Below are 22210 nucleotides of genomic sequence, written 5' to 3' on the forward strand. Positions count from 1 at the left end.
CACCCTGTCAAACGCACTTCTGCAATTTACAGATTGATCCTTGCCATACGCGAGTGACGAACCGCATAGTGGACCTGTGGCTGCCCCCCATGACGCCCTGCCTTTAGAACACCGGCTTGACGGCGCACCGACGACCCGTCCGCTGCGCGACGCCTTCCACCTGCCGGCCCGCGACACCTCTGTGGCCCTGGCACGCGCGCGTGTGCTGGAGAGACTGCGCGAGTGGTACGTCGACGACGAGTCCAATGCCGACGCCCAGCTGCTGATGTCGGAGCTGTTCACCAACGCTGTGCGGCACACCGACAGCGAGAAGGTCAGCTGCGAGCTGTGGGTCATCGGGGTGCGACTGCGCCTGGAAGTGGCGGACGAGGGCGGCGGCACCTCGCTCATGCGGGTCGAGGACGCGGACCGCGGCCGGACCGGCGACGACGAGCGGGAGAACGGGAGGGGCCTGCTGCTGGTGAGCGTACTCGCCGACGACTGGGGCATACGCAAGGCCCGCATGGGCGGCTCCGAGGGAGTGACGGGGCACGCCGTGTGGGCCGAGCTGGAATGCCACAGGACACACGACTGACAACAGACGCAGAGCTGACACCGAACACACAGCTGACATCGCCTCGCGCCGATGGCAGGATGCACGGCATTTACCAGCCATGATCGGGCTCCATTGCCGACCTGTCCCCCTTGTGGAGGCGCTGTGTCCGCACGATCCGCGCGTAAGCGACAGCACCGGATATCCCTGACGGCAGTACTGACGGCCGCACTCCTGACGGCCGTCACCGCCTGCTCCAGCACCAAGACCTCCGGCAAGGGCGGTGACGAGGTGCAGCTGGTGGCCGCGGGCAAGCTCACCACCTGCACCCACCTTCCGTACGAACCCTTCCAGTTCAAGCAGGGCAAGAAGATCGTCGGGTTCGACGTCGACCTGGTCGATCTGGTCGCCAAGGACCTCAAGGTCGAGCAGAAGATCGTGGACACCCCCTTCGAGGGCATCCAGACCGGCGAGGACCTGAACGCGAGCAAGTGCGATCTGGCCGCGGCGGGCATGACCATCACCCCTGTCCGCGAGAAGAACCTCGACTTCTCCGCCCCCTACTTCGAGGCGACCCAGGCCCTCCTCGTCAAGAAGGACAAGAAGTACGACTCCCTCGATGACCTCAAGGGCAAAGAGCTGGGCGTCCAGCAGTCCACCACGGGCGAGGAGTACGCCAAGAAGCACGCCAAGGGCGTCACTACGCGCCAGTACGAGGACCTCGGACTGCTGCTGACCGCCGTCAAAACCGGCCAGGTCGACGCCGGTATCAATGACAACGGTGTGCTCTACGACTACGCCAGGAAGAACCCGGACACCAAGGTCACCACGGAGTTCGACACCGGCGAGCAGTACGGCATCGGTGTACGGACCGGGAACGACGCGCTGCGCAAGCAGATCAACAAAACGCTCAAGAAGGCCAAGGCGGACAAGCGCTACGACAAGATCTACAAGAAGTGGTTCGGCACGGAGCCCAAGAAATGAGCCGCCGTAACCGCACCCGCGCCATCCGCGCCGCGCAGTACGGCGTCCTGCTGATCGTCGTTCTGGTCTTCGTGTTCGCCGCTGACTGGGGCGAGCTGCGCCGGGCGTTCTTCGACGTCGAGGTGGCCAAGGAGCAGTTCCCGGAAGTCGTGACGACCGCACTGGTCAACACGGTTGTCTATACGGTGCTCGGTTTCACCTTCGGGCTCGGACTGGGGCTGCTGCTGGCGCTGATGCGGCTGTCGCAGGTGCTGCCGTACCGCTGGCTGGCCGTCGCCTACATCGAGTTCTTCCGGGGCGTACCGGCGCTGCTGGTGTTCATCGCGCTCGGTTTCGGCGTACCGCTGGCCTTCCAGGTGTCCATCAACCAGTACGTGACGGTGATGCTGGCCCTGGGCCTGGTGGGTGCGGCTTATATGGCGGAGACGATCCGTGCGGGTATCCAGGCTGTCCCCAAGGGGCAGACGGAGGCGGCACGTTCTCTGGGCATGTCCTCAGCCAGGGCGATGGTCTCCATCGTCATTCCGCAGGCGTTCCGCATCGTGCTGCCGCCGCTGGCCAACGAGCTCATTCTGCTCACCAAGGACTCCTCGCTCGTCTACCTTCTCGGACTGTCGATGGACCAGTACGAGCTGGCCAAGTTCGGCCGGGACGCGCTCAACCAGCACCGCAGCCTCACTCCGATCCTGATCGCGGGGCTGTTCTATCTGGCCATCACGCTGCCACTGGGACATCTGGTGCGCCGCCTGGAGGCCCGTACGGCGAAGGCGAGGTGACCGGGGTGAGCGAGGTGACCGGAACGAACGCAACGGGCGGAACGAAGGGAACGAAAGGAACGAACGGGGACGGCGCGGCGGCCATCGAGGTCGAGGGACTGCGCAAGTTCTTCGGTGAGCTGGAAGTCCTCCGCGGTATCGACATCACCGTGCGGCGCGGTGAGGTGGTCTGTGTCATCGGCCCGTCGGGGTCTGGAAAGTCGACGCTGCTGCGCTGTGTGAACCTGCTGGAGGAGCCGACGTCCGGCACGGTGCGTGTCGCCGGCACCGAGGTCACCGATCCGGAAGTGGACATCGACCGGGTCCGGCGCCGGATCGGCATGGTCTTCCAGGCGTTCAATCTCTTCCCCCATCTGACAGCGCTGGGCAATCTGACCATCGCGCAGCAGCGTGTGCTGGGGCGCGGCAAGGCGGAGGCGGAGGAGGTGGCCCGGCGCAACCTGCGCCGCGTGGGGCTGACCGAGAAGGAGACCAGCTACCCCGCCCAGCTCTCCGGCGGCCAGCAGCAGCGGGTGGCGATCGCCCGCGCGCTGTCCATGGGTCCCGATCTGATGCTGTTCGACGAGCCGACCTCGGCGCTGGACCCGGAGCTGGTCGGCGATGTGCTGGCAGTGATGCGCGGACTGGCCGACGACGGGATGACCATGCTGGTCGTCACCCATGAGATGAGCTTTGCCCGGGAGGTCGCCGACCGGGTGATCTTCATGGACGACGGGCTCGTCGTCGAGGAGGGCCCCCCGGACCGGGTCGTGGGCGATCCGCAGCACGCGCGCACCCGCGCGTTCCTCGCCCGGGTGCTCGATCCGGCGGCCGCGGACGTGCTGGAGGGCGGCTCGCCGGGACCGCCGGAGCCGGACGAGGACCGCGAGGAGGTGCGGAAACAGCAGCCCCGGTAGCGGCCGCCCGCGGGGGAATGGCTCCGTCCGCCATGCTGGAGGGAGCAGGCTGTCAGACCCGTGCTCTACATTCACTCTCATCGACGACGAGTGTTTCGCCGGTGCCGTTGGGTGACCGGAGCAGACGAAAGGCAGGGACGATGGCAGACAGCCCCCGTACGGCGGACGCTCCCGTGGACCAGCCCCTCGGCAGTGCCGAGGAGCTGCTGGAGCAGGCGAAGCCGTACCGCAACGAACTGCTGGCGCACTGCTATCGGATGCTGGGGTCGGTGCACGACGCCGAGGATCTGGTGCAGGACACCTATCTGCGGGCGTGGCGGGCCGGCGATCGCTTCGAGGGCAGATCCTCGTTGCGCACCTGGCTGTACAGAATCGCCACCAACGCGTGTCTGACCGCGATCGAGCAGCGTGGCCGGCGCCCGATGCCCTCCGGCCTCGGCGCGCCCAGCGACGACCCCGAGCGCCCGGTGACCGAGTCGCCGGAGGTGCCCTGGCTGGAGCCGATCCCGGACGCGATGTTCTCGGGGTCCGGGCCCACGGACCCCGCCTCCGTGGTGGTGAACCGCTCCTCGATGAGGCTGGCGCTGGTGGCCGCCCTCCAGCACCTGCCGACCCGGCAGCGTGTCGTCTTGCTGCTGCGGGATGTGCTCAAGTGGCGGGCGGCCGAGGTCGCCGAACTGCTCGGTACGTCGACGGCGAGCGTGAACAGCGCCCTGCAACGGGCCCGTGCGCAGCTCGAACAGGTGGCACCGGTGGAGGAGGAGCTGGCCGAGCCCACCGACCCGGCGGCGCGCGAGCTGCTGGACCGGTATGCGGCAGCGTTCGAGCGCTCCGACGTGACGGCCATCGTGGATCTGTTCAAGGAGGACGCCGTCTGGGAGATGCCTCCCTTCCCGCAGTGGTTCCGCGGCCGGGAGAACATCGTGCGGCTCATCGGGGCCCAGTGCCCCATCGGTCGCGACGAGGGCCTCATGCTGCCGACCTCGGCCAACGGCCAGCCCGCCTTCGGGCTCTACAACCTGCGGGAGGACGGCATATACCGGCCGTTCCACCTCCAGGTGCTCACGCTGAGGGACGGACAGGTCGCCCACGTGGGTGCCTTCTTCGGGGACGACCTGTTCGCGACGTTCGGCCTGCCGGCCCAGCTCAGCGCGGCGGAGGCCGCAGCACGGCGCTGAGCCGACGCCTGGTGCCGAGCCACCGCGCTCGGCACCGGGCGACCGCACGACCTGGGAAGAGCGGGGATCAGACACCCAGCAGGTGGTCCATGGCCAGCTGGTCGAGGTGTTCGAAGGCCATGCCCCGCTGGGCAGCCGCCTCGATGTCGAAGTCCTCGTAGGCTGTGCGGTCGGCCAGCAGGGCGCTGGGCGTCTCGTCCCGGTCGAGCGTCGGCCGGGTGAGTTCGTCCAGCCGGGAGGCCCGCAGTGCCTCCTGGACGGCGGGGTCGGCGCGGAAGGCGGCGGCGCGCTCGCGCAGGATGAGGTAGTTGCGCATACAGCCCGCCGCCGAGGCCCACACTCCTGCGGTGTCCTCGGTACGCGGCGGCTTGAAGTCGAAGTGGCGCGGCCCGTCGTAGCCTCCGCTCTCCAACAGGTCGACCAGCCAGAACGCGGCCCGCAGGTCCCCCGCGCCGAACCGCAGGTCCTGGTCGTACTTGATGCCGGACTGGCCGTTGAGGTCCAGGTGGAAGAGCTTGCCCGCCCACATGGCCTGGGCGATGGCGTGCGGGTAGTTGAGCCCGGCCATCTGCTCGTGCCCGACTTCCGGGTTGACGCCGAAGAGCTCGGGCCGCTCGAGGCGTTCGATGAAGGCGAGCGCGTGGCCGACGGTCGGCAGCAGGATGTCGCCGCGCGGCTCGTTGGGCTTCGGCTCAAGCGCGAAGCGGAGGCCGTAGCCCTGCTCGGTGACGTACTCGGCCAGTAGGTCGAAGGCTTCCTTCATTCGGTCGAGTGCTGCCCGGATGTCCTTGGCGGCACCGGATTCGGAGCCTTCCCTGCCGCCCCAGGCGACGTAGGTGTGAGCGCCCAGTTCGGCTGCCAGATCGATGTTGCGCATCGTCTTACGCAGGGCGAAGCGCCGTACGTCGCGGTCGTTGGCCGTGAACGCGCCGTCCTTGAAGACGGGGTGGGTGAACAGGTTCGTCGTCGCCATGGGCACCGTCATGCCTGTCGCGTCGAGTGCCTGGCGGAACCGTTTGACGTGCGCGTCCCGTTCGCCCTCGGGGGCGCCGAACGGGATGAGGTCGTCGTCGTGGAACGTCACTCCGCAGGCGCCCAGTTCGGCGAGGCGGTGCACCGACTCGACCGGGTCGAGCGGCGCCCTGGTGGCGTCTCCGAACGGGTCCCGGCCCTGCCAGCCCACCGTCCACAGGCCGAAGCTGAACTTATCCGCCGGTACGGGCTCGTAGCTCATCCTGCCGTTCCTCTCCCCTGCACCTCCCGCGCCGTCACCCCTGTGAGAACACCCAGGCACTGCGACGCGAGGCTATTCGTCATGGCCGTTTACAAATTAGTATGCGCACAGCATCGGCAGCCAGGGAAGGGAGCGGCAGGCCATGAGCGCACCGGAAGGCCCGTTCGTCATCGGGGTCGACAGCTCGACCCAGTCCACCAAGGCCCTCGTGGTGGACGCCGCGACCGGCCAGGTGGTCGCCCGGGGCCAGGCCCCGCACACCGTCTCCCCGGGCGACCGGCGCGAGACGGACCCCGAGGAGTGGTGGCAGGCGTTCCGTACCGCGGTGGGACAGTGCGGACGAGCCGCGAGTGAGGCGGCGGCCGTCTCTGTCGCGGGCCAGCAGCACGGTCTGGTGACACTGGACGCCGCAGGCCGCCCGGTACGCCCCGCGCTGCTGTGGAACGACGTTCGGTCGGCTCCCCAGCGGGACCGCCTGGTGGCCGGTCTCGGTGGCCCGAAGGCGTGGGCCGAGCGCGTCGGCAGCGTGCCCCCGCCGGCCTTCACGGTCACCAAGTGGGCCTGGCTGAAGGAGAACGAACCAGCAGCGGCCCGCTCGACCGCAGCCGTGCGGCTGCCGCACGACTTCCTGACCGAGCGACTGACCGGGGAGGCGAGCACCGACAGAGGTGACGCCTCGGGCACCGGGTGGTGGGCCTCGGCGACCGAGTCCTACGACGAGGAAATTCTGCGGCTCGCCGAACTGGACCCCGCGCTCCTGCCCCCCGTGCGCGGCAGCGGTGAGGCGGCGGGCACGGTTCGGGAGACGGAGGACGGGTTCCTCACGCCGGGCACCCTGGTGGCCACCGGCACCGGGGACAACATGGCCGCGGCACTCGGCCTGGGTCTGGTGCCCGGGCAACCGGTTCTCAGCCTGGGCACCTCCGGCACGGTGTACGCCGTCTCCAGCCGCCGACCCGCCGACCCCACGGGGACCGTAGCGGGCTTCGCGGACGCCCACACCGGCTGGCTCCCGCTGGCCTGCACCCTCAACTGCACCCTGGCAGTGGACCGGATGGCCGCGCTTCTCTCCCGGGACCGCGAGGACGTGGAGACAGGCGGGCAGGTCACCGCCCTGCCCTTCCTCGACGGTGAGCGCACCCCTGACCTCCCGTACGCCAGCGGACTGCTGACCGGCCTCCAGCACGCCACCACGGGCGGCCAGGTGCTCCAGGCCGCCTACGACGGCGCTGTCTTCGCACTGCTGCGCGCACTCGACCTCGTCCTGGCCGAGGGTGGCGACACCGGTACGGCGCAGGAGGCGCCACTGTTGCTGATCGGCGGGGGCGCCAAAGGCACGGCCTGGCGGGAGACGGTACGGCGGCTGTCGGGGCGGGCCGTTCAGGTGCCGAGTGCGCAGGAGTTGGTCGCGCTGGGAGCCGCGGCGCAGGCCGCGGGGCTGCTGCTGGGCGAGGACCCGGCCGCCGTCGCCCGCCGCTGGCGCACCACCGAGGGCGCCTCGTACGAACCGGTCGAACGTGACGAGGACACGCTGTCCCGGCTCGCGGAGACCTTGGAGGACGCCGGAGCGCTGCTCGGGAGACGGCCGTGAACGTGTAACCGGTGCGGCCGGCGCACCAGTGGTCAGCAGCCTCCCTGCAACAGTCGCCCCTATTGCGGTCGCCCGACCGCAGCCAGCGGCGAGCCGTCGGTTCACCTCGGAAGGATCCCTTCATGGCAGCTCAGCCGCCCAGCTCCCAGCGGGAGATACGCAGGCGCAATCTGTCGCGCGTGCTGTACGCGGTGGCCGAGCAGGGGCCCTCCTCCCGTGCGGCTGTTGCCGCACGGCTGGGGCTGACCCGTACGGCAGTCTCCACACTCGTCGACGAACTGCTGCGCAGCGGTCTGCTCACCGAGCAGGGGCCGACGCCGCCCGACGGCGGACCCGGCCGCCCCGGCACCGCGCTCGCGCTCACCGACAGCGGACCGTGCGGGCTGGGTGCGGAGATCGGGGTCGATCATCTCGCCGTCTGCGCGGTAGATGTACGCGGCCAGGTGCGCGCCCGCAGGGAGACCGGATCGGAGGGCAGGAACAGCCGCCCGGCGGCGGTGCTGGCCCGGCTGCGGGAGCTGGTGGACGAGGTGGCCGTACAGGCCCGCGAGCTCGAACTGAGCCCGGCCGCTCTCGCGGTCGCGGTGCCCGGCCTGGTCGCCCGGGGAACGTCGACAGTCGTCCACGCCCCGAACCTGGGCTGGCACGACACGGACATCGCTCCCGCGCTCGCTCAGGTGGGGACGGTGGGGGAAGAGACGGGGCCAGGAGCGGCGCCAGCGGCGGGTGGATCGCTGCCGCTCATCGTCGACAACGAGGCCAATCTCGGGGCACTGGCCGAACTGTGGCTGGACAGCGGCAGAGTCCCCCGCGACTTCGTGCACGTATCGGCGGAGGTCGGCATCGGTGCCGCAGTGGTGCTCGACGGCGAACTGCTGTGCGGTAATCGGGGGTTCGCGGGCGAGATCGGCCATATGCCCGTTCGGCCGGACGGGCCACGCTGCGCCTGCGGGGGCACGGGCTGCCTGGAGCAGTACGCGGGCGAGTTGGCACTGCTGCACGCTGCGGGGATCGCCACCGACGGCCCCAGGGACGACGCGCTCGATACCCTCCGGGACCGCGCGGCCTCAGGGGACGAACGGGCGCTGCGCGCGCTCGAGGAGGCCGGGGCAGCGCTGGGGCTCGTGCTGGCCGGGACAGTCAACCTGCTGGACCCCCGTGCCCTGGTGCTGGGTGGCGTCCTGGCACGGTTCGCACCGTGGCTGCGACCGTCACTGGAGAGGGAACTGGTGGAGCGTACGGCGGCACCCGGAGCGCCACCTGAGTTGCTCGTCTCGGGACTGGGCGCGGACGGACCGCTGCTGGGGGCTGCCCATACGGCCGTGCGTGAGGTACTGAACGACCCGTTGTCGTACCGGGCCGCAAACGGGGGATAACTATCTGGGCAGTGGAGTGACTGTCCGTGGAGCGACCACAGGTCGGTCCAATGGCACACTCCGACGGCCCTTGGCAGCCTCCCACACGGCTGCCATCATCAACGCGCGTCAACTCGCGCTGCACGTGCCCCCATTACTCCTCCATTCCCCCCACTGGGAGACACGATGGACTCAGCACGCCAGTACCACGCATCCGCACAGGCACGCCCGCACCTCCCCTCACGCCGCGCACTACTGCGCGGCGGGGCAGGCTTCACCCTCGCCGCCGGGCTGGCCGGCGCCTCACTCGTCTCGGGCGGAGCCGCGGTGGCCCGCTCCAGAGGCCCGCGAGCCGTCGACTACCCCAAGGCCGAGTGGATCCCGGCGTCCACGTCCAACTACACAAACGCGAACCGGCCGACGCAGTACCCGATCGAGTTCTTGGTCATCCACGTCACTCAGGAGTACTACGACGACACGCTGGCCATCTTCCAGAACCCCGACAAGGCCGTCTCCTCGCACTACGTGGTGCGTTCCGCCGACGGCCATGTCGCCCAGATGGTGCGCGAGAAGAACGTGGCCTGGCACGCGGGCAACTGGAACTACAACACCCGCAGCGTCGGCATCGAGCACGAGGGCTGGATCGACGAGCCGGACAAGTGGTTCACGGAGACGATGTACAAGGCGTCGGCCGCGCTGGCAGCGGATGTCTGCCGGCGCCACAACATCCCGGTCGACCGCCAGCACATCATCGGCCACAACGAGGTCCCCGGCGCCACCCACACCGACCCCGGCCCGCACTGGGACTGGGCGCACTACATGGAGCTCATCAAGGCACAGTAGAGGAGCGCGAGTTACGACGAACGCGGCACGGTCCGACGGTTCACGCTCGTGGCATCCGACAGATGACACTCATGGCACAAGGCCAACAGGTGACCGCTCGCGGGCCCGGAAGCCCGGCCGACCGGGCCCGCGCGACTCCCAAGGCGGTTCTGGACCGTTCGCGCTGCCCACCCGGTGGTAGCAGCGCACGCCTCGGCGTGCGAACGACGCGGCGAGCCAACAGGCTGTCCTCATACGCCAGTTCGGCCGCGTGGCCGCCCGGGCACGCAAGCACTTCAACCCATCGTGTGACTGCTGCCCGTAAGTCTTCTGCGCGCTACGCACTCCCCTCCATCCTCAGCATGTGCGACGACGGGACAGCAGGCAGAACACCAGGCGGGACGAGAGCCGCAGCAGACGGCAGACGCTGACTGCGGCCGCACTCGCGTGCGCGGCGCTCGGTACGGCGGCGGGAACGGTGGTCGTAGCCACCGACTCGTCTGCCGCACAGCCGGCGGACCGGCACGCGCCAGTCGCACCTGCGGCGGCACCATCACTGCCGACAGCGGCGGCTCCCCTGCCGACAACAGCGGCTCCACCTCCCCTGCCGACAGCGGCTTCCCTGCCGACGGCGACAGGACCCCTGCCGACGGCGGCGGCGCCACTGCCGACGAGTGCCGTACAGGGCCCCGTTCCTGATCCCGATGAAGGCGCCCGCCTCTCCGTCGACGCGGACGGCACTCACGTGAACGCGACAGCCGGACGGCCAGACGGCTGCCCGGGGGCTTCCATGACGGTGCAGACCGCGGACGGCGTCAACCTGCACCTCTGGGCAGGGCACCGGCCGTGCGCCCCGCGCCCGCCGCGCCCCACGCCACCACCCGTACCCTCACCGACGCCGCCGCCGAAGCCGAGCCCTCCCCCGCCCACTCCGGCCTCGCCTTCCCCCTCCCACACACCGTCGAAGACCCCGGCTCCGAAGCCGCCCGAGCCCGCGGAAGCGGCGCCCGTCCGGCACCAAACCGACGCCGCTCGACCGAAGCCCTCGCCCAAGCCCGCACGGAAGTCGCCCTCCCCGTCCACCCCGGAACCAGCCCCCTCGCGCAGCGTGCTCGCGGCCCCGCGACAGCCGGTACCTGACCGCCAGCGGCCCGACGGCAGCATGTCCATGGTCACCCGCACGCTGCTGATCGTCGCTCCGGCCGTGCTTGCGGCCGCCGCACTGCGCCCACGCACCAACAGCACGAGGCAAGCGGCGGCCGGTAACGCCTCCGGAGCGAGCAGCGGCTGAAGACTTTCCCCGCCCTCCCCGCTCCGTGCGGCAATCCCCGGTGCCACTGCTGCACCCTCACCAACCCGCCCTACCGTCCAGCCGGTTCGCGCTCTGTGGAGGCCCTGTTGTCCGAATGGCTCATGCTGACCCTCAGCCTGGTCGCCGCCTGCCTGGTGGTTGTCGCGGTCGTCGTCCTCAGACGCCGACGCGCCGCCACGGAGGATCCGTCCGAGACCCCGGACGTCATCGAGTACATGACGATGATGATCGGCGTGGTCTACGCCATCGTCCTGGGCCTGGCGATCGCCGGGGTCTGGGAGGCACGCAACGCAGCGGAGGAGGCCGTGACGCAGGAGGCGCAGGCGCTGCACGAGGTGAGCGAACGGGTGGGCGTCTATCCCGCCGACGAACGCGACCGCGTGCGGAAGGACATCAACTCCTATGTGCGGTACGCCGTCACGACCGAGTGGTCGCACATGGTCGAACACGGCGAACTCACCGACCGGGGTGCCCGAATGCTCGACCGGCTTCGCGAGGACGTGGCCTCCTACGAGCCGACGAACAACCAGGAGGCGCAGTCGTATCAGGCAGTGGTCGACCAGGTCGCCGAGGCCGACACCGCGCGTACCGAACGCGGATCGAGCGCCGGGCCGACGATGCCGGGAGTGGTGTGGATCGGGCTGTACGCGGGTGCCGTAGTCGCCGTGGGCATGCTCTTCGCGCTCCAGATCCAGCGCTCGGGCAGGGAGCTGATTCTCGCAGGCATCTTCAGCGCCTTGATCGCGTTCCTGCTGTTCCTCGTCTGGCACTTCGACGCACCGTTCGCCCGTGGTCTCGATGAGCCGACGGAAACGTTCGCGACGCTGTTCCCGCAGGCCACCGGCTCCTCGGGCTGAGCGGGCTGAGCGCGGATGGGCCGGATGCGCCCGATGAACGGCGCTGGACACCCGGGCCTCGTCGTCTCCCCCGCCGTCTCCTCCGGTGCGGAGGCGGGTGAGATGCTGGCGGTACCCAGAGGCGAGAGATCACAAAGGAGTCCGGGTGTCCCTGCTCTTCCCCGCGCTGCACACGGCGTCCCCGCATACGGCGCTGCGCTTCGGAGACCGAGCCCTCAGCTACCGTCAGCTGGCTGCCGTGGCGAGCGGTCTGGCCGCCCGGCTCCAGGCGTCGGCGCCCGTCGCGGTCTGGGCGACACCCAGCCTGGAGACGGCGGTGGGCGTCGTCGCCGGGCTGTTGGCCGGGGTTCCTGTGGTGCCGGTGAACCCGAAGAGCGGCGAGAGCGAACTGGCACATATCGTCACCGACAGCGCACCCGGATCAGTGCTGGCCGAGCCCGGCGCCCAGCTCCCGGAGCCGCTCGGCTCGGTGCCCCGCACGGACATCGAGATCTCCGCGGAGGCGGCGGAGGAGCAGAACTGGGTGCTGCCTCCCGAGCCGAACGCGGAGGCTGCGGCATTCATCGTCTACACCTCGGGGACGACCGGACCGCCCAAGGGTGTGGTGCTCTCCCGGCGCGCCGTGGCCAGCAACCTGGACGCGCTGGGGGAGGCGTGGCAGTGGACGGCGGACGACGTACTGGCGCACGGTCTGCCGCTGTTCCATGTGCACGGGCTGATCATCGGCGTTCTCGGCCCGCTACGCCGCGGAGCCGCCCTGCGCCATCTGGGCCGCTTCAGCACCCAGGGAGTGGCACAGGAGATGGCCGGCGGCGGGACGATGCTGTTCGGCGTACCGACGATGTACCACCGCCTCGCCGACGCCTGTTCCAGCGATCCGGACCTGGTGCGGGCGCTGGCCGGGGCGCGGCTGCTGGTGTCCGGCTCGGCCGCGCTGCCGCTGCACGACCACGACCGGCTCACGGCAGCGACCGGACAGCGGGTGATCGAACGCTACGGGATGACCGAGACGCTGATGAACACCAGCGTGCGCCCCGGCGGGACCTCCCGTCCGGGCACTGTCGGTGTGCCGCTGCGCGATGTGGACATCCGGCTGGTCGACGACGCTGGCAAGCGACTCCCCGACGGGGACACCGAGACGGTGGGCGAACTCCAGGTGCGCGGGCCGAACCTGTTCACCGAATACCTCAACCGTCCCGACGCGACAGCCGAAGCCTTCGACGGCGGCTGGTTCCGCACCGGCGACATGGCGACCCGCGACGCGGACGGATCCGTACGTCTCGTCGGCCGCAAGGCCACCGACCTGATCAAGACCGGCGGATACAAGGTCGGCGCGGGCGAGATCGAGAATGTGCTCCTCAGCCACCCGGCCGTCGCCGAGGCAGCGGTCACCGGTGAGCCCGACGACGACCTGGGCGAGCGCATCGTCGCCTGGATCGTCCCGGCCTCGCCGCAGCAGCAGCCCCTCCCGGACGAGCTGGCCGATCTGGTCGCCGACCAGCTCGCGCCGCACAAGCGCCCCCGCGAGGTGCGCTTCCTGGACGCGCTGCCGCGCAACGACATGGGCAAGGTGCTGAAGCGGGAGCTGCCCGGTCAGCAAGGGTGACGCCGCCAGCCCGACGTGGGCGGTCAGCTCAGCCCACGGCCGAGGGCTTCGGCAAGCCCACCAGTCCGGCGGCGTCCGCCAGGCGGCGGTATGAGCGGAGGCGGTCGTCGGGGTCGTACGTATTGAGCGTCAACAGGACCTCGTCGGCGCCCGTACGCTCCACCAGTCCGGCCAGCGCGTCGGCCACCTCCGTCGCGGTCCCACGCAGCTGCGACCGGCGTGCCTCGTCAAAGGCGGTGCGCTCCTTCGCGCTCATGGTGCGGCCCTGCACCTCCTCGGGCGCGACGAGCGGGCCGAAAGTGCCGTGGGTGCGGGAGAGCGCCGTGGACCACGCCTCCGGAAGCTGAAGGAGCTCCGCCTCCTCGCGGCTGTCGCCAGCGGCTGCGTTCACCGCGACGATCACATAGGGCGCGGAATATCCGGCGCTATGTGAGGCAGCGCCGTACGCAGCAGTGTCGTACGGGGCGGTGCCGTCCGCGCGGGGCCTGAAGGCCGCCCGGTAGGTCTCCACTGCCTCCCGGGTCCGGCGCTCGTCATGGGAAGCACCGATCACCAGGGGCAGCCCGTGCTCGGCAGCCACTGCCGCGCCCGAGCCCACCGCCAGTACGAACGGCGGCACACGCAGTCCCTCGGCGGGCCGGGCACGGACCGGGCCTGTGCCGTCGAAGTAGCCGAGCAGCTCGGATATCTGCGCGCTGAAGCCGTCCGCGGCGTCCTTGCCCACCCGTAGCGCCTTGCGGATGCCGTCGGTGAAGCCGACAGAGCGACCCAGCCCCATGTCGATACGGCCGGGAAAGAGCGACTCCAGCACCCCGAACTGTTCGGCGACCACCAGCGGCTGGTGGTTCGGCAGCATCACTCCACCGGTACCCACACGGATCCGGGAAGTGGCGGAGGCCACCGCTGCGGCGAGCACGGTCGGCGCGGAACCGGCGATCCCGGGGACGGCATGGTGCTCGGAGACCCAGAAACGCCGGAAGCCCAACTCCTCCGCCTGCTGCGCGAACCGCACCGTCTCACGCAGCGCCTGCCCAGGGTGCTCGCCCTCCCGGGTGAGGGAGCGGTCGAGTATGGAGAGAGGTACCGGAAACCGTCGCGATGAAGTCACATCTGTTGCAACACCTGGGAGCGCCATGGATTCCCCTCCCCGGCGCACAGGCGCTCCACGTCGCTGCTGTTACTCCTCGTCGGCTGCGGCTTCTTCCAGCAGTCCGGCGTCGTGCACCAGGAGGGCGATCTGGACGCGGTTGTTGAGATCGAGCTTGGTCAGAATGCGGGAGACGTGCGTTTTGACCGTTGGAACGCTCATATAGAGCGAACGCGCAATTTCCGCATTCGCCAGTCCGCGGCCCACTCCGAGCGCGACCTCGCTCTCCCGTTCGCCGAGTTCCGCGAGGGCTTCCCTGGCGCGTGCCCGGCGGCTGTCGTGCCCTGCGGGGGTGACGTGCTGGATGAGCTGGCGGGTGACAGCCGGGGACAGCACCGGCTCCCCGGAGGCCACCTTGCGGATGGCGGCCAGAATCTCGGCGGGAGGGGTGTCCTTGAGCAGGAACCCGGCGGCGCCGGCACGCAACGCCCGCAGTACATGGGCGTCCGCATGGAAGGTGGTGAGGACGACGACCTCGGGCGGCTCGTCATGGGCCCGCAGCGTCTCGGTCGCGGTGAGCCCGTCCACGGTCGGCATCCGGATGTCCATCAGAACGACGTGCGGACGGTGCTCCCCGACGAGCGGCAACACCTGGCTGCCGTCCGCAGCCTCACCCACGATCTCGATGTCCGGGCTGCCTTCCAGCATCAGCCGGAGCCCGGCCCGCACGAGGGCGTCGTCGTCGACAAGGAGCACGCGGATGGTCATGCGCATACGGTAGCCAGCCGACTGCGGGCACCTCGCCCCGCCCTCCACCCGCATTCCTCCCGCCCCGAGGCGGGACGACGGGTGGGGCGGCTCAGGCGTTGGAGCTCGCGTCGTCCCCTACGGGGACGTCCCAGTCGATGCGGTATCCCAGGAGCCCGTCGCTGCCGGATTCGTCGTCCTGCCGCGGGAGGCTGCGGGCCTCGGTGGGGCGGGGGACGACCCGGTCGTTCAGCTGGGCGCTGCGTTCGACAACAGCCTCCACCCGGTCCCGGCGCAGCGCCTCGAAGCGGGCGAACGCCTCCCCGAGGTCAGGGAAATCGCGCAAGCACTTGGCGAGTACGACGCTGTCCTCGATCGCCATGGAAGCGCCCTGCGCGGCATTGGGCGCAGCCGCGTGCGCCGCGTCGCCGAGCAGCACCATGGACCCGCGGTACCAGACCGGCGTGCGGGAGATGTCGTAGGCGTTGGTGGCGACGATTCCACCGCTCGCCCGGACGATGTCGGCGGCGGGTGAGGCATCGTCGGAGAACACGGAGAAGACGTGCTCCCGCCACCGGGCCATCCCCTCCGGCGTCCCGGTGGCCAGTTGTTCCCGACTGAGTTGCCGGCCAGGCGTGTTGGCGAACCACCACACCTCCCCGTCGGGTGCCATGGTGCAGCCGAGGAGGGCCCGCCTCCCCTGGATCATCCGGTAGGTGCCGGGCGCCGGTGCGGCTTCCGGCGGAACGCTGGGGGCGTAACCGCAGACGGTGATCTGGCCGGTATGGCGAGGCGTGGGCGCGTCGGGGTCGATGAGCGTACGAGTGACGGAGTGCAGGCCGTCCGCGCCGATGAGCAGATCCCCTTCCGCATGGGTGCCGTCGGCGAAGTGGGCGGTCACCCCGCCGTCGGGCGCGGTGTCGGCAGTCACGAGGCGCTTGCCGTGCTCGATGGTGATGCCCCGGCGCGCCGCCTCCTCGTGCAGCGCACGGTAGAGAGTCGCACGCCGGAGCGTTCGTGGGCCCAGAAAGCCGCGGCCGTCGCCAGAACGGTCGTTGCCACCACCGGCGACCGGCCGCACGCCCAAGCTGTCGCCGGTGTGCGCGAGCATCTCGACACGTTCGGCCGGGAACGACACGTCGAGGACGACCTGGTGAGCGTCGACCGTACGCAGCGCCTCGAGGCCGTTGCGGAAGAGCACAAGGAAAGCACCCGCGTCGTCGGCACCGGCCGGGTAGGCCTCGTAGACGGTGGAACTGATCCCGGCCTTCCGCAGCGAAATCGCCGTCATGGCCCCCGCGATACCGCCTCCGATGACGAGCGCGTGCCTCATGGTGCCTCCTGGTTGGTACGCGATCCGTTCAGTGTTGCTCTCCGTACGGACCGCCTGTGGGGGCAGGTGGTTGCCCAGGAGAGCCCCCGGATGTGCGGCCACCGCCGGTGGGGGTGTGGCGGCGGGTGGCGCGGGCCGACGGTGCAGGGCGATGCAAGGGTCAGGCCCAGGACCGGGCAACGGTGGCACTGCGGTCACCCGTTCAGTGCGGCCGCAAGGTAGGCAGCGGTGACGCTGGTGCGCGAGCCTGCCACCTCCTCCGGCGTTCCGGCAGCGACGATCCGCCCGCCCCGGTCGCCGCCGCCGGGACCGAGGTCGATGACCCAGTCGGCACTGCGGACCACGGCCAGATCGTGTTCGACGACGATGACGGTGTGACCGGCCTGTACCAGCCCGTGCAACTGCCGCAGCAGTACCTCCGTGTCAGCAGGGTGCAGCCCGGTGGTGGGCTCGTCCAGGAGGTAGAGGGTGTGACCGCGGCGGGTGCGCTGTAGCTCGCTGGCAAGCTTGATCCGCTGCGCCTCGCCGCCGGAGAGCTCCGTCGCCGGCTGCCCCAGCCGCAGATACCCGAGGCCCACTCGCTGCAGGGCGTCCAGCCCGCGCCGGGCCGCCGGGACGTCCGAAAGAAAGGCGGCGGCGCCGTCGACCGTCATGCCGAGGACATCGGCGATGGTCGCACCCCGATAGGTGATCTCCAGGGTCTCGGGGTTGTAGCGCGCCCCATGGCAGTCCGTACACGGCGCATACGTGCCCGGCAGGAACAGGAGCTCCACGGCGATATACCCCTCGCCCTGGCAGGTCGGACAGCGGCCTTCGGCGACGTTGAAGGAGAACCGCCCCGCACCGTAACCCCGTGCCTTGGCCTCCTCCGTGGCTGCGAAGACCTTCCGTACGGCGTCGAAGAGCCCTGTGTACGTCGCCAGGTTGGAGCGCGGGGTGCGTCCGATGGGCTTCTGGTCGACCCGCACCAGCCGGTCCACCGCCGCCAGTCCTTCGGCCGCCGCGACACCGGCCCTGCGATCCTGTGCGATCGCCTGCTCGGACTCCTGCTCTTCGTTCTCCGCCCCTTGGCCCGCACCGGCCCCGGTTCCCACGGCGGCTCCCCCAGTGCCGGTGTGGTCGGCGACGATGTCGGCGAGGACCTGGCTGACCAGCGTGGACTTCCCCGAACCCGACACACCCGTGACAGCCGTGAAGACGCCGAGCGGAAACTCCGCATCCAGCCCCCGTAGGTTGTGCCGCGTCACCCCGGACAGCGACAACCAACGCTCCGGACGCCGCCGCTCGGCCGGCCCTTGCTGCCGCCCGGCATCACGGCCGGACGGCACGACCGCGCTCGATACGGAGCGGTCGAGGGGGCCCGCGGGGGTCTCGGGCGCGATGGGCACGTGGGATGCGCCGGATGCGGCGGGGGCGCTGGTTGCGGTGGGTGCTTCGGGCGTGGGAGGGGCTTGGGGTGTGGCGGGTGGGGTGAGCGCCTCGGGCGCGCTGCTTGCTTCGCGCACGTTGGACGCCTCGGGCACGCTGGTTGCCTCCGGGAAGAGGTACACGCGTGTGGCCGAGCGCTCCGTCCCCGCCAGCCCGGGGACAGGGCCGCTGTAGAGCACCTCGCCTCCGTGCTCGCCCGCTCTGGGGCCAACGTCCACGATCCAGTCCGCCCGCCTGACCACCGCCATCTCGTGCTCGACCACGAACAGCGAATTCCCCGCTTCCTTGAGCCGGTCCAGGACCGTCAACAGCGCCTCCGTGTCCGCGGGGTGCAGCCCGGCCGACGGCTCGTCCAGCACATAGACCACTCCGAACAAGCCCGACCGCAACTGCGTGGCCAGGCGCAGCCGCTGCAACTCCCCCGCCGAAAGCGTGGGGGTGGGTCTGTCGGTGCTCAGGTAGCCGAGACCCAGCTCGACGAGTACGTCGATGCGCGAGACGAGGTCCTGGCAGAGGGCTGCGGCGACACTCTCCTGGATGCCTTCCTCGGGGGCCCCACCCCCTTCCCCCTCCCCCACACCCCCACGCAGCACCCCCGCGAGCCGTTCCAGCGGCAGCGCCGCCAGCTCGGCGATGTCCCGGCCGGCGAACGTCACGGCGAGCGCCTCCGGTCGCAGCCGCCGCCCTCCGCACACGGGACAGTCCGCACTGACCAGGAAGCGCCGGACCCGCTGCCGCAGAGTGGCACTCTTCGTCTCCGCGAAGGTGTGCAGCACATACCGCTTCGCGCTCTGGTAGGTGCCCTGGTAGGGCCGCTGGATACGGCCCGCCTCGCGCACCGGGTGAACAGTGACGACCGGTTGTTCGTCCGTGAACAGCAGCCACTCCCGCTGCTCGGGAGGCAGCTCCCGCCATGGGCGGTCGATGTCGTAACCGAGCGCCGCGGTGACGTCCCGCAGATTCTTGCCCAGCCACGCCCCCGGCCAGGCGGCGATGGCGCCCTCACGAATGCTCAGCGACGGGTCAGGCACCAGCGAATCCTCGGTGACCCGGTGCACGATGCCCAGCCCATGGCACTCCGGGCAGGCACCCGCCGCCGTGTTGGGCGAGAAGGCGTCCGAGTCCAGCCGCTCCGCACCCACCGGGTAGCGTCCCGCCCGCGAGAAGAGCATCCGCAGCGAGTTCGACAGCGTGGTCACCGTGCCGACGGACGAGCGCCCCGTCGGGGTCGAACGCCGCTGCTCCAGCGCCACCGCCGGCGGCAGACCGGTGATCTCCTCGACCCGTGGCGCTCCGACCTGGTGGATCAGTCGCCTCGCGTAGGGAGCGACCGACTCGAAGTAGCGCCGCTGTGCCTCCGCGTAGAGAGTGCCGAAGGCGAGCGAGGACTTTCCCGAACCGGAGACGCCGGTGAAGACGACCAGCGCGTCCCGCGGAATGTCCACGTCCACGCTCCGCAGGTTGTGCTCGCGGGCGCCCCGCACTCGTACGTAACCGTCGTCGCTCATCCGTCCATGATCGGCTACCCGTCCGGTGCGTCGTGTCAGCGGCCCCGCCAGGGCGTGAGGGACGTGTGCGAGTGGTACTCATGGCCGCCATGGAGTGGTTCACACCGTGGTTCTCGGCGCCCGGGTACGAGCTGAGCCGGCTGGTCCTGCAGCGCGCCTTGGCCGCTGTCTACCTCGTCGCCTTCTTCTCGGCGGCGATGCAGTTCCGGGCGCTGCTCGGCGAGCGCGGGCTGCTGCCCGCGGCCGCGTTCGTGCGGCGGGTGCCGTTCCGTGCCTCTCCGAGCCTGTTCCACTGGCGGTGCGACGACCGCGTCACCGGAACCTGCGCGTGGCTGGGGGTCGTGCTGGCCGCCGCCATGGTGGCGGGGGCCGGGGATGCTGTGCCCCTGTGGGCGTCGATGGTGATGTGGGCACTGCTGTGGGTCCTCTATCTCTCGTTCGTGAACGTCGGGCAGATCTTCTACAGCTTCGGCTGGGAGTCGCTGCTGCTGGAGGCGGGCTTCCTCGCGATTTTTCTGGGCAACGCGGAGACGGCGCCGCCTGTGCTGACTCTGTGGCTGATGCGCTGGCTGGTCTTCCGACTGGAGTTCGGCGCCGGGCTGATCAAGTGGCGGGGTGACGAGTGCTGGCGCAAGCTGACCTGCCTGTACTACCACCACGAGACCCAGCCGATGCCCGGCCCGCTGAGCTGGTTCTTCCACCACCTCCCCAAGCGGCTGCACCGGGTGGAGGTGGCCGCCAACCATGTGGCCCAGCTGATCGTGCCCTTCGGGCTGTTCTTTCCGCAGCCTGTTGCCACGGTCGCGGCGGGGCTGATCATCGTCACTCAGCTGTGGCTCGTTCTGTCGGGCAACTTCTCCTGGCTCAACTGGCTGACGATCGTTCTGGCCTTCTCCGCCGTCGACACCTCTCCGCTGACGGGCACTCCTTCCTTCGATGCCTCTCCGCTGTGGTTCGCGGTTGTGGTGTGCGTGGCGACGGCGCTGGTCGTCGTGCTCAGCTACTGGCCCGCACGGAATCTGCTCAGTCGGACCCAGCAGATGAACCGGTCCTTCAATCCCCTCCATCTGGTGAACACCTATGGCGCGTTCGGCAGTGTGACCCGCGTCCGGCAGGAGATCGTTCTCGAGGGCACGGACGAGGAGCAGATCACGCCGGAGACGGTGTGGCGCGAGTATGAGTTCGAGGGCAAGCCGGGGAATGTGCGCCGGCTGCCGCGCCAGTTCGCGCCGTATCACCTGCGTCTCGATTGGCAGATGTGGTTTGCCGCGCTCTCGCCCGCCTACACCCGCGGCTGGTTCGAACCGTTCGTCTCCCGTCTCCTCGAGAACGACCGGGCCACTCTGCGGCTGCTGCACAGCAACCCGTTCCCCGAGCAGCCTCCTGCGCATGTGCGGGCGCTGCTGTATCGCTACCGCTTCACGACGCGGGAGGAGCGGCGGGAGACGGGCGCGTGGTGGCATCGGACCTTGGTGCGCGAGTTCCTGCCGCCTGTCCGGCTCTCAGGGCAGCGCGGTGGCCGGTACACCTCCTGACAGTGGGGTGGGGCCGCGGCCTTTCTCGTAGACGGTCAGTCCGCGGGAGAGGCGCAGAGGGACCAGAACCAGTTCGACCAGTACCGCCTTCCACGCGTACCAGAGGTTGACGGCCTTGGTCGGGTACACACAGGGCAGATCGGCGATCACCTTCCGCAGCCTCAGTCCGCGCTTGCGTGCCGCGTAGACCAATGGTGGGAGGGTGCACAGGAGTTCTGTGCCGACCCACCAGGCGAGTGTCTCCGGCACCGGGTTGTCGAAGGCGACGGTCAGCACCACTGGCGCGCACCACCACAGGGGCGCCATGAGGATCTCGACCAGCGCCAGCAGTACCCATACGGCCAGTATCGGTTTGCGCCAGATCAGCTCTCCGGCGTGTACGCGCACGTTCTGGCAGAAGCCCGCCATCCAGCGCCAGACCTGTTTGCGCAGGTAGAGCAGGGATTCGGGGTCGGCGGCCCAGGCGACTGCGGAGCTGACGTAGCGGGCCCGGTGACCGGCGATCTGCTGGCTCCATGTGTAGTCCATGTCCTCGACGATGGTGCGTTCCGGGAAGCCACCTGCCGCCATCAGCTCTCGGCGGCGGAATACGGAGCAGCAACCGGAGCAGACCATCGGGCTGTTGGCCCGTTGCTGGATGGGGCGGTGCCAGTGGAAGCCGTGCAGGTACTCCACCGAGCGGCCCCGCTCCCACACGGTCCGGGCGAACCGGGTCTGTACGTTGCCCGCCGCGATCATGACGGAGGGGTCGTCGAACGCCGGCAGGATGCGTTCGATGTAGTCCGGTGCCAGGACGGTGTCGGCGTCCACGGCCAGGACCAGGTCGCCGCGGCAGTGCGGCAGGGCGTGGTTCTGCGCCTTCGCCTTGCTGCCGAGGTTGGCTGCTGGGCGCAGCACCTCCACTCCGTAGGCGCGGGCTACGTCGCCGGTGCGGTCGTCGGAGGCGTCGTCCACGACGATCACCTGCTCGGGCGGCATGGTCTGGGCCAGTACGGACTCGAGTGTCGCGGGGAGTCCCGCCTCTTCGTTGTGGGCGGGGACGATCACCGTCACAGGGACGCGCATGCGGTGCCCCTCCCCTGTTCCGCGTTCCTGCTGGTCCGCCTCGTCCGGCCGCGGAACCGGTCGAGCGCTCCCTTGGTCAGGGCGGCGGCGCCGACGGCTCCGTAGACGAGCATGCTCAGACCGATGAGTGGCAGTCCCCCGTGCATGCGTTGCTTCCTCTCTCGTGCGGTGTGTGTGCGCGGCGTGCGACGTGGCACGACGCGGCACGGTGTGCCGCGCGGGCGTGGTCCCGCGCTGCACAGTGCGACCCGGTCGGCGCCAGTTCGGCCGTTCGGGCCCGTTACGAGAAAGCTAGCTCCGGCTGCTCGCTCCGTGGTGGGCGGCTTACTTTCCGTGGATAACCGGCCGGTTGTGCATAACCCCG

Annotated in this window: 19 protein-coding genes; 12 read left to right on the top strand and 7 right to left on the bottom strand. The window is 70.0% G+C overall.

Annotated elements, in window-relative coordinates:
- The first annotated feature begins 76 nt into the window (after positions 1–76).
- The 5 genes from ACQEU8_RS03545 to ACQEU8_RS03565 all read left to right on the top strand — a co-directional run bounded on the left by ACQEU8_RS03545 (position 77) and on the right by ACQEU8_RS03565 (position 4366).
- Complete coding sequence (locus ACQEU8_RS03545; protein ID WP_433096678.1) at positions 77–574, top strand: ATP-binding protein; 498 nt, start codon at positions 77–79, stop codon at positions 572–574.
- Positions 575–697: 123 nt separating this feature from the next.
- Positions 698–1516, top strand: coding sequence for a basic amino acid ABC transporter substrate-binding protein (locus tag ACQEU8_RS03550; RefSeq protein WP_433096680.1), 819 nt, complete (start codon positions 698–700; stop codon positions 1514–1516).
- A complete protein-coding gene (locus ACQEU8_RS03555; protein WP_433096682.1) occupies positions 1513–2292 on the top strand; it encodes an amino acid ABC transporter permease in 780 nt (259 codons plus the stop codon). Before ACQEU8_RS03550 ends, ACQEU8_RS03555 begins: the two co-directional genes overlap by 4 nt.
- 83 nt (positions 2293–2375) lie before the next feature.
- Positions 2376–3188: an amino acid ABC transporter ATP-binding protein gene (locus tag ACQEU8_RS03560; protein WP_433102121.1), complete on the top strand. Its 813-nt coding sequence runs from the start codon at positions 2376–2378 to the stop codon at positions 3186–3188.
- A 140-nt stretch (positions 3189–3328) separates the two neighbouring features.
- On the top strand, positions 3329–4366 hold the full coding sequence (locus tag ACQEU8_RS03565; protein WP_433096684.1) for a sigma-70 family RNA polymerase sigma factor: 1038 nt from the start codon (positions 3329–3331) through the stop codon (positions 4364–4366).
- A 67-nt stretch (positions 4367–4433) separates the two neighbouring features.
- Here the strand turns inward: ACQEU8_RS03565 and xylA are convergent, their stop codons facing one another.
- Positions 4434–5600 (bottom strand): xylose isomerase, encoded by a 1167-nt coding sequence (xylA, locus tag ACQEU8_RS03570; protein ID WP_433096686.1) that lies wholly within the window; start codon positions 5598–5600, stop codon positions 4434–4436.
- Positions 5601–5742: 142 nt separating this feature from the next.
- Here xylA and xylB point away from each other — a divergent pair, with 142 nt between their 5' ends.
- The 6 genes from xylB (at position 5743) to ACQEU8_RS03600 (ending at position 13143) form a co-directional block, all read left to right on the top strand.
- Positions 5743–7191 (top strand): xylulokinase, encoded by a 1449-nt coding sequence (xylB, locus tag ACQEU8_RS03575; RefSeq protein WP_433096688.1) that lies wholly within the window; start codon positions 5743–5745, stop codon positions 7189–7191.
- A gap of 122 nt (positions 7192–7313) precedes the next feature.
- Entirely contained in the window at positions 7314–8567 is a 1254-nt protein-coding gene (locus ACQEU8_RS03580; RefSeq protein WP_433096690.1) for an ROK family protein, read from the top strand.
- Between the two features lie 165 nt (positions 8568–8732).
- Entirely contained in the window at positions 8733–9389 is a 657-nt protein-coding gene (locus ACQEU8_RS03585) for an N-acetylmuramoyl-L-alanine amidase (protein WP_433096692.1), read from the top strand.
- 1147 nt (positions 9390–10536) lie between these two features.
- Positions 10537–10659 carry a hypothetical protein gene (locus ACQEU8_RS03590; protein WP_433096694.1) on the top strand — a complete coding sequence of 41 codons (123 nt, stop codon included), beginning with the start codon at positions 10537–10539 and terminating at the stop codon, positions 10657–10659.
- Between the two features lie 107 nt (positions 10660–10766).
- Positions 10767–11537, top strand: coding sequence for a DUF4239 domain-containing protein (locus ACQEU8_RS03595; RefSeq protein WP_433096696.1), 771 nt, complete (start codon positions 10767–10769; stop codon positions 11535–11537).
- A gap of 145 nt (positions 11538–11682) precedes the next feature.
- Entirely contained in the window at positions 11683–13143 is a 1461-nt protein-coding gene (locus ACQEU8_RS03600; protein WP_433096698.1) for an acyl-CoA synthetase, read from the top strand.
- 28 nt (positions 13144–13171) lie between these two features.
- On the opposite strand, the gene ACQEU8_RS03605 is transcribed toward ACQEU8_RS03600, so the two are convergent.
- The 4 genes from ACQEU8_RS03605 to ACQEU8_RS03620 form a co-directional block, all read right to left on the bottom strand.
- Positions 13172–14251 (bottom strand): LLM class flavin-dependent oxidoreductase, encoded by a 1080-nt coding sequence (locus tag ACQEU8_RS03605; protein WP_433096699.1) that lies wholly within the window; start codon positions 14249–14251, stop codon positions 13172–13174.
- Positions 14252–14320: 69 nt separating this feature from the next.
- The gene (locus tag ACQEU8_RS03610) at positions 14321–14998 is read right to left on the bottom strand and encodes a response regulator transcription factor (protein WP_433096701.1); all 678 of its coding nucleotides are present in this window, start codon (positions 14996–14998) and stop codon (positions 14321–14323) included.
- A gap of 91 nt (positions 14999–15089) precedes the next feature.
- Positions 15090–16310 (bottom strand): FAD-dependent monooxygenase, encoded by a 1221-nt coding sequence (locus ACQEU8_RS03615; RefSeq protein WP_433096703.1) that lies wholly within the window; start codon positions 16308–16310, stop codon positions 15090–15092.
- Between the two features lie 194 nt (positions 16311–16504).
- Positions 16505–19246 carry an ABC transporter gene (locus ACQEU8_RS03620; protein WP_433096705.1) on the bottom strand — a complete coding sequence of 914 codons (2742 nt, stop codon included), beginning with the start codon at positions 19244–19246 and terminating at the stop codon, positions 16505–16507.
- Positions 19247–19326: 80 nt separating this feature from the next.
- On the opposite strand from ACQEU8_RS03620, the gene ACQEU8_RS03625 reads away from it, so the two are divergent.
- Positions 19327–20781, top strand: coding sequence for a lipase maturation factor family protein (locus ACQEU8_RS03625; protein ID WP_433102123.1), 1455 nt, complete (start codon positions 19327–19329; stop codon positions 20779–20781).
- On the opposite strand, the gene ACQEU8_RS03630 is transcribed toward ACQEU8_RS03625, so the two are convergent.
- Positions 20749–21846 (bottom strand): glycosyltransferase family 2 protein, encoded by a 1098-nt coding sequence (locus ACQEU8_RS03630; RefSeq protein ID WP_433096707.1) that lies wholly within the window; start codon positions 21844–21846, stop codon positions 20749–20751. The two genes, ACQEU8_RS03625 and ACQEU8_RS03630, sit on opposite strands and share 33 nt — an antisense overlap.
- Positions 21831–21992, bottom strand: a complete 162-nt coding sequence (locus ACQEU8_RS03635; RefSeq protein ID WP_433096709.1) for a hypothetical protein — start codon at positions 21990–21992, stop codon at positions 21831–21833. The genes ACQEU8_RS03630 and ACQEU8_RS03635 overlap by 16 nt, the downstream gene beginning before the upstream one ends.
- Positions 21993–22210 lie beyond the last annotated feature (218 nt).

Origin of the sequence: Streptomyces sp. CA-250714, assembly GCF_050936705.1 — a bacterium.
Lineage (GTDB): Bacteria > Actinomycetota > Actinomycetes > Streptomycetales > Streptomycetaceae > Streptomyces.